Annotated in this window: 11 protein-coding genes; 7 read left to right on the top strand and 4 right to left on the bottom strand. The window is 72.7% G+C overall.

Going from position 1 to position 16,019, the window contains the following annotated elements; all coding sequences use genetic code 11:
- Positions 1 to 23 precede the first annotated feature (23 nt).
- Complete coding sequence (locus tag E5083_RS17850; protein WP_135786702.1) at positions 24 to 239, top strand: MbtH family protein; 216 nt, start codon at positions 24 to 26, stop codon at positions 237 to 239.
- Positions 240 to 295: 56 nt separating this feature from the next.
- Here the strand turns inward: E5083_RS17850 and E5083_RS17845 are convergent, their stop codons facing one another.
- From E5083_RS17845 to E5083_RS17835, 3 genes are read right to left on the bottom strand one after another with little or no spacing between them, the layout of a single operon-like run.
- A complete protein-coding gene (locus tag E5083_RS17845; protein WP_135786701.1) occupies positions 296 to 1,360 on the bottom strand; it encodes an iron-siderophore ABC transporter substrate-binding protein in 1,065 nt (354 codons plus the stop codon).
- Positions 1,361 to 1,411: 51 nt separating this feature from the next.
- Positions 1,412 to 3,187: an ABC transporter ATP-binding protein gene (locus E5083_RS17840; RefSeq protein ID WP_135786700.1), complete on the bottom strand. Its 1,776-nt coding sequence runs from the start codon at positions 3,185 to 3,187 to the stop codon at positions 1,412 to 1,414.
- Positions 3,184 to 4,887 (bottom strand): ABC transporter ATP-binding protein, encoded by a 1,704-nt coding sequence (locus E5083_RS17835; protein ID WP_135786699.1) that lies wholly within the window; start codon positions 4,885 to 4,887, stop codon positions 3,184 to 3,186. Before E5083_RS17835 ends, E5083_RS17840 begins: the two co-directional genes overlap by 4 nt.
- 139 nt (positions 4,888 to 5,026) lie before the next feature.
- Between E5083_RS17835 and E5083_RS17830 the strand changes: the two genes are divergently transcribed.
- Positions 5,027 to 5,476, top strand: coding sequence for an RpiB/LacA/LacB family sugar-phosphate isomerase (locus tag E5083_RS17830; protein WP_135786698.1), 450 nt, complete (start codon positions 5,027 to 5,029; stop codon positions 5,474 to 5,476).
- A gap of 27 nt (positions 5,477 to 5,503) precedes the next feature.
- Here the strand turns inward: E5083_RS17830 and E5083_RS17825 are convergent, their stop codons facing one another.
- Positions 5,504 to 5,869 carry a DUF6479 family protein gene (locus tag E5083_RS17825; RefSeq protein WP_208754077.1) on the bottom strand — a complete coding sequence of 122 codons (366 nt, stop codon included), beginning with the start codon at positions 5,867 to 5,869 and terminating at the stop codon, positions 5,504 to 5,506.
- 113 nt (positions 5,870 to 5,982) lie between these two features.
- On the opposite strand from E5083_RS17825, the gene E5083_RS17820 reads away from it, so the two are divergent.
- The 5 genes from E5083_RS17820 (at position 5,983) to E5083_RS17800 (ending at position 15,985) form a co-directional block, all read left to right on the top strand.
- On the top strand, positions 5,983 to 6,408 hold the full coding sequence (locus tag E5083_RS17820) for a four-helix bundle copper-binding protein (protein ID WP_135786697.1): 426 nt from the start codon (positions 5,983 to 5,985) through the stop codon (positions 6,406 to 6,408).
- A gap of 39 nt (positions 6,409 to 6,447) precedes the next feature.
- Positions 6,448 to 7,305, top strand: a complete 858-nt coding sequence (locus tag E5083_RS17815) for an oxygenase MpaB family protein (RefSeq protein ID WP_135786696.1) — start codon at positions 6,448 to 6,450, stop codon at positions 7,303 to 7,305.
- A gap of 258 nt (positions 7,306 to 7,563) precedes the next feature.
- A complete protein-coding gene (locus E5083_RS17810; RefSeq protein ID WP_244317540.1) occupies positions 7,564 to 13,794 on the top strand; it encodes a DNRLRE domain-containing protein in 6,231 nt (2,076 codons plus the stop codon).
- Positions 13,795 to 13,852: 58 nt separating this feature from the next.
- Positions 13,853 to 14,386, top strand: a complete 534-nt coding sequence (locus E5083_RS17805) for a hypothetical protein (protein WP_135786694.1) — start codon at positions 13,853 to 13,855, stop codon at positions 14,384 to 14,386.
- 39 nt (positions 14,387 to 14,425) lie between these two features.
- Complete coding sequence (locus E5083_RS17800) at positions 14,426 to 15,985, top strand: phytoene desaturase family protein (protein ID WP_135786693.1); 1,560 nt, start codon at positions 14,426 to 14,428, stop codon at positions 15,983 to 15,985.
- Positions 15,986 to 16,019 lie beyond the last annotated feature (34 nt).

Genomic DNA, 16,019 nt, shown 5'->3' with positions numbered 1-16,019 from the left:
CTCAAGGCAAGGAGAACCCCACCATGAGCAACCCCTTCGAGAACCCCGACGGCGTCTACACCGTCCTCGTCAACGACGAGGGCCAGCACAGCCTCTGGCCCGACTTCGTGGCCGTCCCGCCCGGCTGGACGGTCGTCCACGGCCCCGCGCCCCGCCAGGAGTGCCTCGACCACATCGAGACCCACTGGACAGACATGCGCCCCAAGAGCCTGATCGAGGCCATGGCCGACGGGGCCTGACATACGGAAGGGGGCGGGCCCGACGCGGGCCCGCCCCCCTTTTCATGCCGGGAACGTCAGGACGACGGCTGGCCCACCTTCGTCGCCGGCTTGCCGTCCGACGCGGCCGCGAGCTGCGGGACCAGGCGGTCCAGCACGTAGGGGATGCTCAGCACAGTGGACAGCGAGACCGCGTTGCCGTAGTCGCCGGTCTCCTTCACGAACACCTCGCGGCCCTCCTTCACCACCTTCTCGTCGCCGTAGACCGGGTCACGGTGCAGCTTGGTGACCGCCGAGGTGAGGTCCGGGACGATCCACAGCGCCACGCCCTGGTCGAGCAGGTCCAGCCGCTCCTTGCTGATGTTGGCGCCGAACTTGTCCCCGATCACCTTGTCCAGATCCTTGGGCAGGGTGAAACCGAGGTCGGACAGCAGCCGGGAGCGCGGGTCCTGGCTGCCGAACACGAACGTGCCGTCGTACGGAGTGGCCACCACCGCCGTCGACTTCGCGAAGCCCGGATTGGCCTTGCGGGCCGCGGCGAACTTGTCCTGCACGCCCGCCACCAGCTTCTTCGCCTCGGCGTCCTTGCCGAGCGCCTTCCCGATCAGCTCGGTCTGCCGCTGCCACGGCACCCCGAAGTCGTTGAACTCCTTCGGCTGGGCCACCACCGGGGCGAACTTCGACAGGCTCGCGTACTGGGACTTGGTCAGCCCCGAGTAGACGGCCAGGATCAGGTCGGGGCGTAGCGCGGCGATCTTCTCGACCTGCGGGCCGGTGCCGGTGTCCTTCAGGACGGTCGGCGCGGGGGAGGAGCCCAGCTTGTCCTTCGCCCAGGGCCCGACCGCGCCCTTGTAGCCGCCCAGCCACTCGGTCGTGCCCACCGGCACCTTGCCCAGCGCGAGCACGGCGTCCTGGTCGGTGAGGCCGACGGTGACGATCCGCTTGGGCTCGGACTTGATCGTCGTACTGCCGTACTTGTGGCCGATCGTCACCGGGAACGCGCTGCTCGACGAGCCCTTGGCGTCGGGCGAGCCGGAGCCGGCATCGGAGTCGGAGGAGCCGCAGGCGACGGCGGTCACCGCGAGCAGGAGTACGGAGGTGAGCAGGCCGGTCAGCCGGGAGGCTCTGGTGGCGCGGGGCATCGGTGATCCTTCTCTTCGGGGTGAAAGGTCCTGCGCGTGGGGGTTGCGGGGTCAGGGGCCTGCCTCGGCGGGGGAGCGGCTGCCGGACCAGGCGTGCCACAGGGCGGCGTACGCGCCCTCGGCGGCGAGGAGTTCGGCGTGCGTGCCGCTCTCCACCACCCGGCCGTCGCTCAGGACGACGATCCGGTCGGCGGCCGCCGCCTGGCTGAGCCGGTGGGCCACCACGAGGGCGGTACGGCCGCGCAGCGCGCGCTCGGCCGCCTCGTCCAGCAGCCGGGCGCCCGAACTGCCGGCCTCGGCCGTCGCCTCGTCGAGGACGACCACGGGCCGGTCGGCGAGCATCAGCCGGGCCAGCGCGAGCTGCTGGGCGCGGTCGGCGGTGAGCCGGTGCCCGCCCTCGCCGACCACCGTGTCCAGCCCCTCGGGCAGGGCCTCGGCCCAGCCGAGGGCGCCCACCGCGGTCAGCGCCTCGCGCAGCTCCTCGTCGCTCGCGTCCGGGCGGGCCAGCCGCAGGTCGTCGGCGAGGGGGCCGGCGAAGACATGGACCTCCTGGGTCACCAGGCCGACCAGGCGGGAGGCGGCCTCCGGTCCGGCGCCGCCGACGTCGACCCGGCCCACTGTGGGGGAGTGCAGTCCGGCCACCAGCTTGGCCAGCGTCGTCTTGCCCGCGCCGGTGGTGCCGACCAGCGCGACCCGCTCCTTGGGCCGCACCTCCAGGTCCACGCCGTGCAGCACCGGGCGGCCCGGCAGATACGCGTGCGAGACCCCGGTGAGCGTCACCGACGGGTCGGGCGCCGGAAGGTCCGCCTGCTCGGCCTTCGCCGGTGCGGGTTCGTCCACCACGCCGACCAGGCGGGCCAGTCCGGCGGTCGCGGACTGGGCGTCGTCCAGCAGCACCAAGGCGGTGTTGACCGGGCCGAAGAGGCTGTGGAAGTACAGGGCGGCCGCCGTGGCCGTACCCACCGACGCCGAACCGGAGCGCACCAGCAGGAAGCCGGTGACCAGCACGGCGGCCAGCCCGATGTACTCGGCGATGTGCAGCCGGGCGTAGAAGCGCAGCACCAGCCGCACCCCGCGCATCGTCAGCTCCACGGCCGCCCGCGAACGCGCGGTCACCTGGCCGGTGTGGCCGTCCTGCAGCCGGTGCGCGCGGACCGTGCGGGCGCCGCCGATGGTGTCGAGCAACTGCTGCTGCTGGGCCCCGGCCGCGATCCGCTCGCTGGCGTACAGCGGGACCGCGTTGCGCACGTACCAGCGGGCGGTGTGCGCCTGCACCGGTACGGCGAGCAGCGCGGCCAGCAGGAACCGCCAGTCCAGCAGGGCGAGTGCGCCGAGGGTCAGCACGATGGAGAGCGCGGAGCGGGCCAGTTCGGGCAGCGCGCCGCGCACCGCGTCCGCGACCCGGGAGACGTCGCGGGTGACGCGGGCGTTGAGGTCGCCGGAGCCCGCCCGTTCCACCCGCTCCAGCGGCAGCGCGAGGGCCCGCTCCACGAACAGCTCGCGCAGCCTGGCCAGCGCGGTCTCGCCGAGCCGGGACACCAGCGACATGCCGAGCGCGGTGAGCACGCCCTGCGCCACGGCGACCCCCGCCAGCGCGGCCACCGGCCAGGTCAGGGCGCTCGGGGCGCGGTGCTCGGTGACCAGGTCCACGATGTGCCCGAGCAGCGGCTGGGTGACCAGACCCACCGAGGTGGCCAGCACCAGCAGCCCGAACCCGCCGAACTCCAACCCCTTCTGCGGGCGCAGCAGTTCACGCACCACGGCGCGGGTGCGGGCCGGGGTGGCGATGGGCAGGAGCGTCGAGTCGTCGGTCTGCCGGGTGGTCATGCGAGCACCGCCGTCCGGTAGGTGGCGTCGGCCCGTACGAGCTGTTCATGGGTGCCCTCGGCGCCGATCCGGCCGCCGTCGAGGAGGACGACGCGGTCGGTCACGGCGAGCAGGGCGGGGCTGTTGGTCACCACGACCGTGGTGCGCCCCCGCCGTATCTCCTTGAGCCCCTCCGCGATCCGCGCCTCGGTGACCGCGTCCACGGCGGTCGTCGGGTCGTGCAGCACCAGGACGGGTGCCTCGGTGCGCAACGCCCTTGCCAGCAGCACGCGTTGGCGCTGACCGCCGGAGAGGGAGCGGCCGCCCTCGCCGACCTCGGTGGCGGTGCCGTGCGGCAGGGAGCGGGCCACCTCGTCCACCCGGGCGGCGGCGAGCACACGCTCGGTGAGCGGGTTCGGCCCGTCCGTCTCCCCGCCCGGTGTCACGTTCGCCGCGAGGGACCCGCCGAACAGGGCCGCGTCGTGCGCGGCGACCAGCACGGACGCCCGCAGGGCGGCGGGGTCCAGCCGGGTCAGGGGTAGGCCGTCCAGCTCGACGGAACCCGTCTCCGGGTCCGCCTCCCGGCCCAGGCAGCGCAGCAGGGCCTCGGCGCCGGCCGGGTCGGTCACCGCGATGCCGGTCAGGCATCCGGCGGGCAGCTCCAGGTCGACCCCGTCCGGGCCGCCGAGCCGTACCCCGCGCAGCCGGAGCGCACCGCGCACCGGCTCCGGCACCGCTTCCTCACCGCCGTGCACGGCGGGCGCGGCGGACAGCACCTCGGCGATCCGGGCGGCCGAGGCGCGCCCCTGCGCCAGCTCCGCGTTCACCCAGGCGAAGGTCTCCAACGGGCCCAGCAGGAACAGCGCCAGACCCACCGCCGACACCAACTGGCCGAGCGACAGCGACCCTTCGAGGGCGAGCCGGCCGCCCACCAGGGCGATCAGCGCGATGAAGCCGCCCGTCAGGGCCAGCACCAGCCCGGTCTGCCAGGACTCGGCGCGTGCCGCCCGCAGCGTCGCCGCCAGCGACACCCTGCTGGTACGGCGGTAGCGCTCGACCGCGGCCCGCTCCGCGCCCAGCCCCTTCAGCACCCGCAGCCCGGACACCAGATCGGCGGCCACCCCGGAGGCGTGCGCGGCCCGGTCCTGCTCGGCCTCGCTGCGCCGCTCCAAGGGCTTGCTCAGCAGATGCCCCAGCCACAGCAGCACCGGCGTGCCGAGCAGCACGATCAGGCCCAGCGGTACGGACGTCACCAGCAGCGCGACCGCGCTGACCGTGATGCCCGCGACCGCCCACATCCCGCTCATCAGCGCCATGTTGACCGCGCCGACCCGCTTGGCGTCCTCGGTGGCCACGTTCGCCAGCTCGCCGGGCAGCAGCCCCGCCTCGGCGCCGCCGCGCGGGTCGAGCACCCGGCGCACCACCGCGAGCCGGAGCGTGTGCGCGGCCTCCTCGGCGGCGCGCTCACCGGAGCGGGCGCCCAGCCGGAAGCTCCAGGACAGACAGACGTACATGACCGCCAGCACGGCCAGCCACAGCAGCAGCCGCCCGGCGTCCCGGCCGGCCACGGCCTGGTCGATGACCACGCCGATCAGCACCGGCACCAGGGCTTCCCCCAGTTGGTGCACACAGCCGAACCCCGCGCCGAGCGCGACACGCCGCGCCTGACCCCTGACCGAGCGTGCCAGGACATCCCGCCCCGACGGTTCCCCTGATCCCACCAGCCACCCTCCGGAAACCGGTCAACTTAGGCAAGGCTACTCTAAGTAAACGCGGTGCCGTCAATCCCATCTGTCGGCATCCAGGGCCGAGTTGGGTAGCGTGGGGTCCTGAACAGGCGAAATGGAAAAGGGGTGCCCCGTGCGGATCTCCGTCTCCTCCGACATGGACGAACCGGTGGCCCGTCTTCTCGTGGCCAGGCTGCGCGAGCGGGGTCACGAGGTGCGCGAGCACGGCGCGCTGCGGGCCGGGGCCGACCCCCAGTGGGCGGTGTGCTCCGAGGCCGCCGCGCGGGAGGTGGCCGAGGGCGCGGCCGAGCAGGCGGTCGTGTGCTGCTGGACCGGCACCGGCGCCTCGATCGCCGCGAACAAGGTCCCCGGCGTGCGCGCCGCGCTCTGCGCGGATGCCGCCACGGCGGAGGGCGCGCGCCGCTGGAACGACGCCAATGTCCTCGCCCTCAGCCTGCGCCTCACCTCGGAGCCGCTGCTGAAGGAGATCCTCGACGCCTGGTTCGCGGCCGCGCCCAGCAGGGACGAGGAGGACCGCCGCAACGTGGCCCACGTCGAAGAACTCGACGCACGGCCACGCTGAGGCGGTCCCCGCAGGAGGGGTTCCGGGTCAGTGGGCGCCCAGACCGCCCCCGCCGAAGGAGCCGCTGGACCCCTTGCTCCAGCGCGGCCGGTCCTTGTTCTCACTGGGCCTGGTGTGCATGTTGTGGAGTTCGTACGGGGTGAGCGCGCGCCCGCCCTTGGGGGTCTGCGGGATCTCGTCGGGTTCCCGGTTCTCCTGTATCTCCCGAGTCACGCCCTCCGGGGGAAGGTGCGGCTGTTCCTCGGCGCTGGGCCGGGGTGGCTCCCTGTCCTTGATCCGGCTGTTGATCCAGAAGCCGCCCCCGAGCAGCGCCAGCACGCCGACGGCCACGACAAAGAGCACCAGGCTGATGAGCCCGCTCGGTGCCGCCAACTGTGTCATTGCGGTGTCCATAGCAGTGGAGTACCCCGTACAAAGGGTACGAACCGGACACTTTGCGTGGTCGTTCGTAGCACCCGGTGTTGATCGGAACTTTCGGCGCCCACCAGGCCGTTGCCCACGCGTTTATGCCGCCGTGCCACGGCTACCCGCCCCCTGTGACACCTCCGCCCCACCCTTCACGCGAGCAGCTCTACCAGTTCCTGGAGGACCGGTTCGCCTGCGCCCAGGCTTGCTCCGACTGTGCGCGGGCCTGCGCGGTGCGCGCCAGCCTCGTCGGCTCGTACGGCACCGCCGGGCAGGAGCGCGCCCGGCGCCTCGGGATCATGTGCGCCGAGGTGTGCGACACCACCTGCCGCGCGCTCTCCGAGGAGGGCCGCGCGGACGGCGAGGGCACCGAGGACGAGATCAGGCTCCAGCTCGAATGGTGCCGCTCGCTCTGCGTCGAGGCGGCCGAGGCGTTCGACGGCCAGCCCGGCGCCGAGAACGCCGCCAACGCCTGCCGCACCTGCGCCCAGGCGTGCACGGACTTCATGGCGGCCCTCGCCGCCTGACCCTGTCCTTGCGCGGGAAGCACGGCGTAGCCTGCGGGCATGGACGACGCGCGCGGACGCGATCCCGGCCTGTTCACCCCGGCCTCGGTGACCTGGCAGGTGCACGCCGACCCGATGATGTGGATCGCCGGCATCCGTGCGCTCTATCTCCAGGCCCTGCATCCGCGCGCGGTGCGCGGTGTGCTGCAGAACTCCGAATTCCGCCGGGACGCCTGGGGCAGGCTGCTGCGCACCGCGGACTTCGTCGGCGTCACCACCTACGGCACCACCGAGGACGCCGAGCGCGCCGGTGAGCGCGTACGCAAGATCCACAGCATGCTGACCGCGACCGACCCGGACACCGGTGAGCGCTACGGGGTCGGCGAGCCGGAGCTGCTGCTCTGGGTGCACTGCGCCGAGGTCGAGTCCTACCTCCAGGTGGTCCACCGCTCCGGCTTCCCGCTCACCGGCGCCCAGGCCGACCGGTACCTCGCCGAGCACCGGGCCGGCGCCCGCCTGGTCGGCCTCGACCCGGCCGACGTCCCCGCCGACCGAGCGGCGCTCCACGCCTACTTCGAGAAGGTCCGCCCCGAGCTGGCCGCAGGACCCGAGGCCCGCGAGGTCGACGACTTCCTGCGCCGCCCGCCGGTCCACCCCCTCCTCGTCCCCGCCCGCGCCCTCCTCTGGCGCCACGTCGCCGGCCTCGCCTACGCCTCCCTGCCCACCTGGGCCCACGCCCTCTACGGCCGCCCCGCGCCCCCGCCCGCCACGGTCACCCGCCGCCTGCGAACCACGGGTACCCTCCTGCGCGCGATCCCCAACTCCCTGCGCCGCCAGGCCCCACCCCGGCACCTGCTGCACGCGGTCGCCCGCCTGGGCCCCTCCGCGCGCCCCGGCCCGGCTCGGCTTCCGCGCTGAGTCCTTGATCGTCTTTTACCAAGGGCCGGTAAAAACAAGGGGGTTGGTGGGAGGGATAGATCCCGGACAGCTCCCGTTGCGGTCCTTTGCCATCTTTTCGGTCATCGTAACTTCACAGGCGCTTCACATCTGTGATGCACCGTCACGAAGTGAAATGGCCGAAGAATCATGACGATCCACCGGTCTAGGCCCTCGCGGCACAGACATTTCCGGATCGGACGCGGCACCCGCTGGAGCGCGGGTGTCCTGTCCCTGACTTTGAGTATCACCCTCCTCGACACCGCCTACGCGGCGGCCGCCGTCTCCGCGCAGCAGTCCCACCCCGCCAGGGCGGCGAAGAAGCCGGCCGCCACCCAGGCGGCGGACATCCCCTCGGCACGGGTCGCGACCCGGCTCTCGGGCAAGCGGGTGGAGGCGCTCTCCGAGCGGACGGAGACCTCCACCACCTGGGTGAACAAGAACGGCTCCCTCACCACCGAACTCACCGCCGGGCCCGTCCGGTTCAAGGACCCCGGCACCGGCAAGTGGCGCGGTGTCGACCTGGACCTGGTCGACGCGAACGGCGGCATCGAGCCCAAGGCCCACCCGCGCGGCCTGCACCTGGCCGGCCGCACCGCCGCCGCGCCCAAGTCCCTGACGGGCAAGGCGAGTCCGGCGAAGACCACCGACCTCGTGACCCTCGGGAGCGGCGACCGCGAGGTCACGCTCCAGTGGAAGGGCGCCCTGCCGAAGCCCGCCCTGAAGGGCAACCGCGCCACCTACCGCGACGCGGTGCCCGGTGGTGACATGGTCATGACGGCCACGCGTACCGGATTCGAGCAGTTCGTCAACCTCAACACCCGCCCCGACAAGGGCGGTTACCACTACACCCTGCCGCTGAAGGCGAAGGGCCTCACGGCCGCCCAGCAGAAGGACGGCAGCCTGCTCCTCACCGACAAGAGGGGCAAGAAGCAGGCCGTCATGCCCGCCCCGGTGATGTGGGACGCCCGCGTCGACCCCGTCTCCGGACTGCACACCCACCGGGCGCCGGTCCGGCTCACCGTCCGGCGGAGCCACGGCGCGCTGAACCTCACCTTCACCCCGGACGCCACGTTCCTGGCCGACCCGGCGACCACCTACCCGGTCACCGTGGACCCGTCCACCACCGCGCTGTCCAATGTCTTCGACACCTATGTCCAGCAGGGCGAGACCGTCGACTGGTCGAGCGACGTCGAACTCGACCTCGGCAACCCCGGCACCAAGAACGGCGACGGCACCCCCCGTACCGCCCGGTCCTTCATCACCTGGAACACCGCGCCCATCAGCGACTCCCTGGTGTCGAACGCCAAGCTGAGCCTGTGGAACTTCCACTCGGGCAACACCGACTGCAAGAACTACCCCTGGGACGTGTGGGACTCCGGCAAGGCGTCGACCGCCTCCCGCTGGACGGCCCAGCCCGCCTGGAACCAGAAGCTCGCCACCTCCAGCGAGACCCGCGGCAACCCCGGCTGCGCCTCCGCGCCGGACGGCTGGGTCAACGCCGACGTCACCACCCTCGTCCAGAACTGGGCCTCCGCCAAGAACACCACCAGCGGCATGGGCCTCCAGGCACCCGACGAAGCCTCGACCATGCAGTGGAAGCGGTTCAACTCGGCCAACGCCGCCTCGAACGTGCCCAAGCTGACCGTCACCTACAACTACCGGCCCAAGACCGGCACCGACCAGCAGGCCGGACCCCCGTTCTTCAAGGGCACCAACGGGACCTGGTACGTCAACACCACCACCCCGACGCTCACCGACACCTTCGTGGACGTCAACAACGACACCGTCGACGGCACCTTCCAGATCTACGACGCGGCCACCAACACCCAGGTCGGCAACGTCCTGGTGTCGCCGTACGTGCCGAGCGGACAGCCCGCCTCGGTGACCGTCCCGGCCGGGGTGCTCACCAACGGCAAGACCTACAAGTTCCGCACCAACCCCTACGACGGCACCCACTACAACCTCGGCTGGTCGTCCTGGGCCACCTTCACCGTGGACACCACCGCGCCCTCCGCGCCCACCTCGGTGACCTCCACCGACTACCCGACGACCGGCTGGGTCAAGGGCGTCGGCCAGGCCGGTGACTTCACCGTCACGCCCCCGTCGGGCGACCAGAACGGCATCGAGTGGTCGCTGGACGGCGTCACCTGGACCCAGGTGCCCACCGGCGGCACCACCACCCCGGTGAAGATCACGTTGAAGCCGGACACCGCGGGCACCAACGCCCTGTCGGTGCGCACCACGGACAAGGCGGAGAACAAGTCCGACCCCGTCGTGTACACCTTCCACGTCGGACCGGGCGGCGTCACCAGCCCCCGCAACGGCACCCGCACCGCGGCCCGCGTGCCGCTGACCGCCGAGGCGGACGGCAGCCGGTTCACCGGCGTGTCCTTCGACTGGCGGCGCGGTGACGACGCCGACTGGGCCCCGGTCCCGGCCGCCGACGTCACGGTGGGCGGCCAGCCGCTGTCCTCCTGGCCGGCCCCGCTGACCTCCGGCAAGAGCGCCAAGCTGACCTGGAACGCCACCACCACCGTCAAGCCCGACGGCACCGTCCAGTTGCGCGCGAACTTCACCGGTTCCGGCGCCCCGGCCTCCTCCGACGCCATCGAGGCCGTCGTCGACCGCAACGCCGACGGCGCCGCGACCGAGGACGTCGGACCGGGCTCGCTCAACCTGCTGACCGGCAACTACACCCTGTCCGCGACCGACGCCTCGTTCTTCGACATGTCGGTGCAGCGCACCGCGTCCTCCCGCACCCCGCAGGCCGGGGGCGACGACGACCAGGTGCCCGTCTTCGGCAAGGAGTGGGTGTACGGCGCCGCCTCCGACCAGGTCGACAGCCCGTTCTCGTACCTGCGCAAGACCTCCGCGACCTCGCTGAGCGTCGTCTCCGCCGCGGACGGTTCGGAGATCCACTTCACCTCCGCCGGGAACGGCACCGACTGGACGCCGGAGCCGGGCGCCGAGGACTACGCCCTGAAGGGCTCCTTCTCGGGCGGCTTCAGCATCGAGACCAGCGACGGCCAGATCACCACGTTCGTCCGCACCACCGCCACCAGCACCACCTGGCAGGTACGGACCTCCTACACCGACGGCGTCTCCGACTCCACCACCACGACCGTGTCCGAGCCGGTGACGGTCGGCGGGGTGCAGACCGCCCGGCCCAAGTACCTCATCGCGCCGACCTCGGCGGTGCCGGCGGCCACCTGCCAGGCCACCCCGTCCACCAAGGGCTGCCGCGTCCTGGAGTTCGGGTACGCCATCACGACCACCGCGACCGCCACGGTCCCCGGTGACGTGGAGGACCAGGTCGCCTCGCTCAAGCTGTGGTCCACGGCACCGGGCGCCGCCTCCGCGACCGCCACCACCGTCGCCGCCTTCCGGTACGACGGCTCCGGCCGCCTCGTGGAGTCCTGGGACCCGCGGATCTCCCCGGCGCTGAAGACGGTGTACGGCTACGACTCGGCCGGCCGCGTCACCACCCAGACCCCGCCCGGCCGGCTCCCGTGGACGTTCACCTACGGGCAGGCCGGGTCCAACCCGGCGGCCGGTGACGGGATGCTGCTGAAGTTCTCCCGCGCCACGCTCACCTCGGGCAGCGCCACCCAGACCAACGGCACCGCCGAGACCAACGTCGTCTACGGCGTCCCGCTCAGCGGGGGAGCGGCACCGGAGGACCTGGGCGCCGGCGCGCTCGCCTCCTGGGGCCAGAGCGACCTGCCGACCGACGGCACCGCCGTCTTCCCCGCCGACCAGGTGCCCGCGAGCCACGACGGACCGTCCCTGACCTCCGGCTCCTACACCCGAGCCGACATCCACTACCTCAACGCCTCCGGCCGCGAGGTCGACCGGGCCACCCCCGGACACCGCATCGGCGTCACGGAGTACGACGGCTACGGCAACACCGTCCGCAGCCTCACCGCGGGCAACCGTGAACTGGCGCTCGGCACCACCGACACCCAGCGCACCCAGCTCACCGCGCTCGGCATCAACGCCCTGTCCTCGGCCGAACGCGCCCAACTGCTCTCCAGCACCTCGGTGTTCAGCGCGGACGGCGTCCGGGAGACCGACACCTACGGACCGCTGCACCAGATCGCCCTCGCCGCGGACCTGGTGAGCGGCACCACCACGCTCGCCACGGCCGGCACCCGGCTCGCGGCCCGCGCCCACACCGTCCAGGAGTACGACACGGGCCGTCCCACCGACGGCTCGGCGATCGTCGAGGACCAGGTCACCAAGTCCACCGTGGGCGCCCAGCCCCGCTCCTGGCCGACTCTGACCGCCGACCCGCGCGTCACCACGTACGCGATCGACTGGGCCAAGGGCCAGCCCACCGGGACCACAGAGGACCCCGGCGGCCTGAACATCACGTCCACCACCGGCTACGACACCCAGAACCGGGTCTCCGCCACCGCGCAGCCCGCCTCCAGCGGCAGCGACGCCGGTACCACCCGGACCACCTACTACACCGCGACCGGCACCGGCACCTGCGGCAACCGGCCCGAATGGGCCGACCTCGTCTGCCAGACCGCGCCCGCCGCGGCCATCACCGGCGGCGGCTCCAACCCGGCCGCCCTGCCCACCCGCACCTTCGAGTACGGCCAGTACGGGCAGGCCGTCAAGGTCACCGAGACCGCCAACGGCGTGACCCGTACGGTCAGTTCCGGCTTCGACACCGCCGGACGCGCCACCACCCTCACCACCGCGGGCGGACTCGGCGCCGCCGCACCGGCGAGCACCACCTCCTACGACCCCGCCACCGGCCTGCCGGTCAAGGTCACCTCCACGAGCGGCGGCACCATCACCGAGGCGTACGACGCGCTCGGCCGCCGCATCTCCTACACCGACGCCGACGGCGGCACCACCACCACGGCCTACGACGCCCTGGACCGGCCGGTCACCGTCTCCGACGGCGTGCCCTCCACGACCACCTACACCTACGACACCGGCATCGACCCGCGCGGCCTGGCCACCTCCGTCACCGACTCGGTGGCGGGCACCTTCACCACCCGGTACGACGCGGACGGCGCCGTCACCACCCAGACGCTGCCCGGCGGCTACACCATGGCCCAGACCACCGACCCGGCCGGGGCGCAGACCGCCAAGGTCTACACCCGCACCTCGGACGGCACCGTCCTGGTCTCCGACAGCGTCACCCTGACCGTGCACGGCCAGCGCGCCACGCACACCGGCACCCCCGGCGTCACCGCCTCGCAGAGCTTCACCTACGACGCGGCGGGCCGGCTCACCCAGGCCCAGGACACCAGCACCGACGCCTACTGCACCACCCGCACCTACACCTTCGACAAGAACAGCAACCGCAAGACCCTCGCCACCGCCGTCGCCCCGGTCGGCGCCGACTGCACCACCTCGGGAGCCACCACCAAGAGCTACACCTACGACACCGCCGACCGCCTGGTGAACTCCGGCTACGTCTACGACGCCTTCGGCCGCACCACCACCAGCCCCGGCACCACCCTCGCCTACTACGCCAACGACATGGTCCAGCAGATGACCTCGGGCACCCGGCGCCAGACCTGGACCCTCGACTCCATCCAGCGGCTCCGCACCTGGACCGAGGAGAGCAACGCCTCGGGCACCTGGACCCAGAGCGCCACGAAGGTCAACCACTTCGGCGGCGACGAGGACAGCCCCCGCTGGATCACCGAGGACACCGCGGGCGCCGTCACCCGCAACATCACCGGCACCGACGGCAACCTGGCGGCCACCAGCACCAAGACCGGCGGCGTCGTCCTCCAACTGGCCAACCTGCACGGCGATGTCACACTCCAGCTCCCGGCCGACCAGGGCACCGCCCCTACCGTCCTGGACGCCGACGAGTACGGCAACCCGCGCACCGGCCAGGGCGCCGCCCGCTACGGCTGGCTCGGCGGCAAGCAGCGCTCCGCCGAGACCGTCACCGGCATCGTCCTCATGGGCGCCCGGCTCTACGGCCCCGCCACCGGCCGCTTCCTCTCCGTGGACCCGGTGCGCGGAGGCAGCGCCAACGCCTACGAGTACGCGAGCGGTGATCCCGTCAACGGCTATGACCTGGACGGGCGTTGCAACAAGGAGTGCCACGAGGTCCGGGCGTGCATGAGCCTCGGCTACTCCAACTGCGTGTTCGTGATGTACCTGTCGGGCGTGCTGTCCTGGAACATCAAGGGCAACCGAGGCCGCCGCAACGCCGTCCGCCACTTCATCTGGCAGGCCAGCCTCACGTACTTCTTCGGCTGGAACGCGGCGGAGCGGATCGGCAACGCCCATGAATGGGGCGAGCGTTGCCCCCGGCACGGGCGGTGCGACACCCGCGTCGACCAGCACAACAACCGGGTCGCGCGGATCTTCGAGTCCAGCAGCTACAACCGGAGACAGACCCGGTACTGGCTGAACAGGGGCCTGCTGCTCCAGTATCTCTACCAGGTCGGCAGCTACCTCTTCCGTTACGGCTACCTCTGGGGCTAGCCGCCAGCGGCGCACCCCGGTGACACCCGCGCGCCAGACCCCCTACTCAGGAGCAGAGTTGTCCCCCACCGTCCCCTCCCTCTTCCGCCGTGCGGCCCTCCCCACCGCACTCCTGCTGCCCGCCGCCCTGCTCACCGGATGCTCCCTCGTCGACAGCGGCGCGAGCTGCGACGGTTCGGGGGCCGCGCGCAAGGACCTCGCCGCCCAGAAGGTGCTGTCCTCACCGCCCACCGGTGCCACCGACCCCGCCAACTACCGTGGCGCGGGCGTCTCCACGGGCTGCGACGACGACAGCGCGGGCCCGGCCTGGCTGCACGCGGGCCGCGTCTACGCCTTCCCCGGCACCCGCCAGGCCGTCATGGACCACTACACCCGCACCGCCGCCGCCCAGGGCTGGCACACCGGACCCGCCCCGCGTGCCGGAGCCGCCTGCTGGACCCGGACCGACGACGGGCGTTACCTGGTGCTCGACGTCGACTTCCAGCTCGACGCCTGGTCCCCCGTCCCCGACCCCGGCAAGGGCATCGGCTACGAGGTCACCGTCGGCTCGAACGCCGACGGGAGCGAGGCGGGAGCGCACTGCACCGACTAGCCCTCTATCCGGCGAAGATCAACCGTGCTACCAAGAACCATGCCTGCACACGAGGGAACCCGGACCTACGACGCCGTCATCGTCGGCGGGGGACACAACGGCCTGGTCGCGGCCGCCTATCTGGCCCGCGCCGGGCGCTCGGTCCTGCTGCTGGAGCGGCTCGGGCACACCGGGGGCGCGGCCGTGTCCAGCCGGCCGTTCGCCGGGGTGGACGCGCGGCTGTCGCGGTACTCGTACCTCGTCAGCCTGCTGCCCGACAAGATCGTCCGGGATCTCGGGCTGGAGTTCCGGGTGCGGGGCCGGACCATCTCCTCGTACACCCCCGTCGAGCGCGGCGGCCGGGCCACCGGGCTGCTCGTCGGGGGCGGCGAGGAGCGCACCAAGCGGGCCTTCGCCGAACTGACCGGCGGTGAGCGCGAGTTCACCGCCTGGCAGCGCTTCTACGGGATGACCGGCGAGGTCGCCCGGCGGGTCTTCCCGACCCTCACCGAACCGCTGCCCAGCCGCGCCGAACTCCGCGCCCGCGTCGGTGACGAGGACGCCTGGCGGGCCCTGTTCGAGGAGCCGATCGGGGTCGCCGTCGAGGAGAACTTCCACGACGACCTGGTCCGGGGTGTCGTCCTCACCGACGCGCTGATCGGCACCTTCGCCGACGCCCACGACCCCTCCCTCGCCCAGAACCGCTGCTTCCTCTACCACGTGATCGGCGGCGGCACCGGTGCCTGGGACGTCCCCGTCGGCGGCATGGGCGCCCTCACCGACGCCCTCGCGGACGCGGCCCGCGCGGCCGGGGCCGAGATCGTCACCGGGCACGAGGCCGTCCGTATCGACACCGACGGCCGCACCGCCGAGGTCACCTACCGCACCGCCGACGGCGAGGGCGTCGCCGCCGCCCGGCACGTCCTGGTGGGCGCCTCCCCGCGCGAACTCGCCGCCCTCACCGGAGATCCGGCGCCCGAGCCCGCCGAGGGCGCCCAGCTCAAGGTGAACATGCTGCTCACGAGGCTGCCCCGGCTCAAGGACAGCTCCGTCGACCCGCGCGAGGCGTTCGCCGGGACCTTCCACATCGCCGAGGGCTACCAGCAGCTCGCCACCGCCCACGCCCAGGCCGCCGCGGGCCAACTCCCCACCGCGCCGCCCTCGGAGATCTACTGCCACTCCCTGACCGACCCCACCATCCTCGGCCCCGACCTCGCCGGGCGCGGCTACCAGACCCTCACCCTCTTCGGCCTGCACACCCCCGCCCGCCTCTTCGCCCACGACAACGACGCCGTACGCGAGGAACTCCTCAAGTCCACCCTCGCCCAGCTCGACGCCCACCTCGCCGAACCCCTCGCGGACTGCCTGGCCACCGACGCCGACGGCCGCCCCTGCATCGAGGCCAAGACCCCGCTCGACCTCGACCGCGACCTCGGCCTGCCCGGCGGCAACATCTTCCACCGCCCCCTCACCTGGCCCTACGCCGAGGACGGCACCGGACGCTGGGGCGTGGAGACCCGGCACGCCAATGTCCTGCTGTGCGGCGCGGGCGCGGTGCGCGGCGGCGGGGTCAGCGGGGTGCCGGGACACAACGCGGCGATGGCCGTGCTGGGGGAGTGACCCCGGCCGCCGAAGATCTTGACCTCGGGACCGG

This window comes from Streptomyces bauhiniae (assembly GCF_004784475.1).
Lineage (GTDB): Bacteria > Actinomycetota > Actinomycetes > Streptomycetales > Streptomycetaceae > Streptomyces > Streptomyces seoulensis.
The sequence above is the reverse complement of the archived record's forward strand: the minus strand, read 5'-3'. Positions and strand labels throughout refer to the sequence as shown.

Excerpts from the sequence above, each read along its gene's own strand:
- E5083_RS17850 (WP_135786702.1), top strand. The coding sequence starts at position 24 with ATGAGCAACCCCTTCGAGAACCCCGACGGCGTCTACACCGTCCTCGTC.
- E5083_RS17845 (WP_135786701.1), bottom strand. The coding sequence starts at position 1,360 with ATGCCCCGCGCCACCAGAGCCTCCCGGCTGACCGGCCTGCTCACCTCC.
- E5083_RS17840 (WP_135786700.1), bottom strand. The coding sequence starts at position 3,187 with ATGACCACCCGGCAGACCGACGACTCGACGCTCCTGCCCATCGCCACC.
- E5083_RS17825 (WP_208754077.1), bottom strand. The coding sequence starts at position 5,869 with ATGGACACCGCAATGACACAGTTGGCGGCACCGAGCGGGCTCATCAGC.
- E5083_RS17820 (WP_135786697.1), top strand. The coding sequence starts at position 5,983 with ATGCCGCCGTGCCACGGCTACCCGCCCCCTGTGACACCTCCGCCCCAC.
- E5083_RS17815 (WP_135786696.1), top strand. The coding sequence starts at position 6,448 with ATGGACGACGCGCGCGGACGCGATCCCGGCCTGTTCACCCCGGCCTCG.
- E5083_RS17800 (WP_135786693.1), top strand. The coding sequence starts at position 14,426 with ATGCCTGCACACGAGGGAACCCGGACCTACGACGCCGTCATCGTCGGC.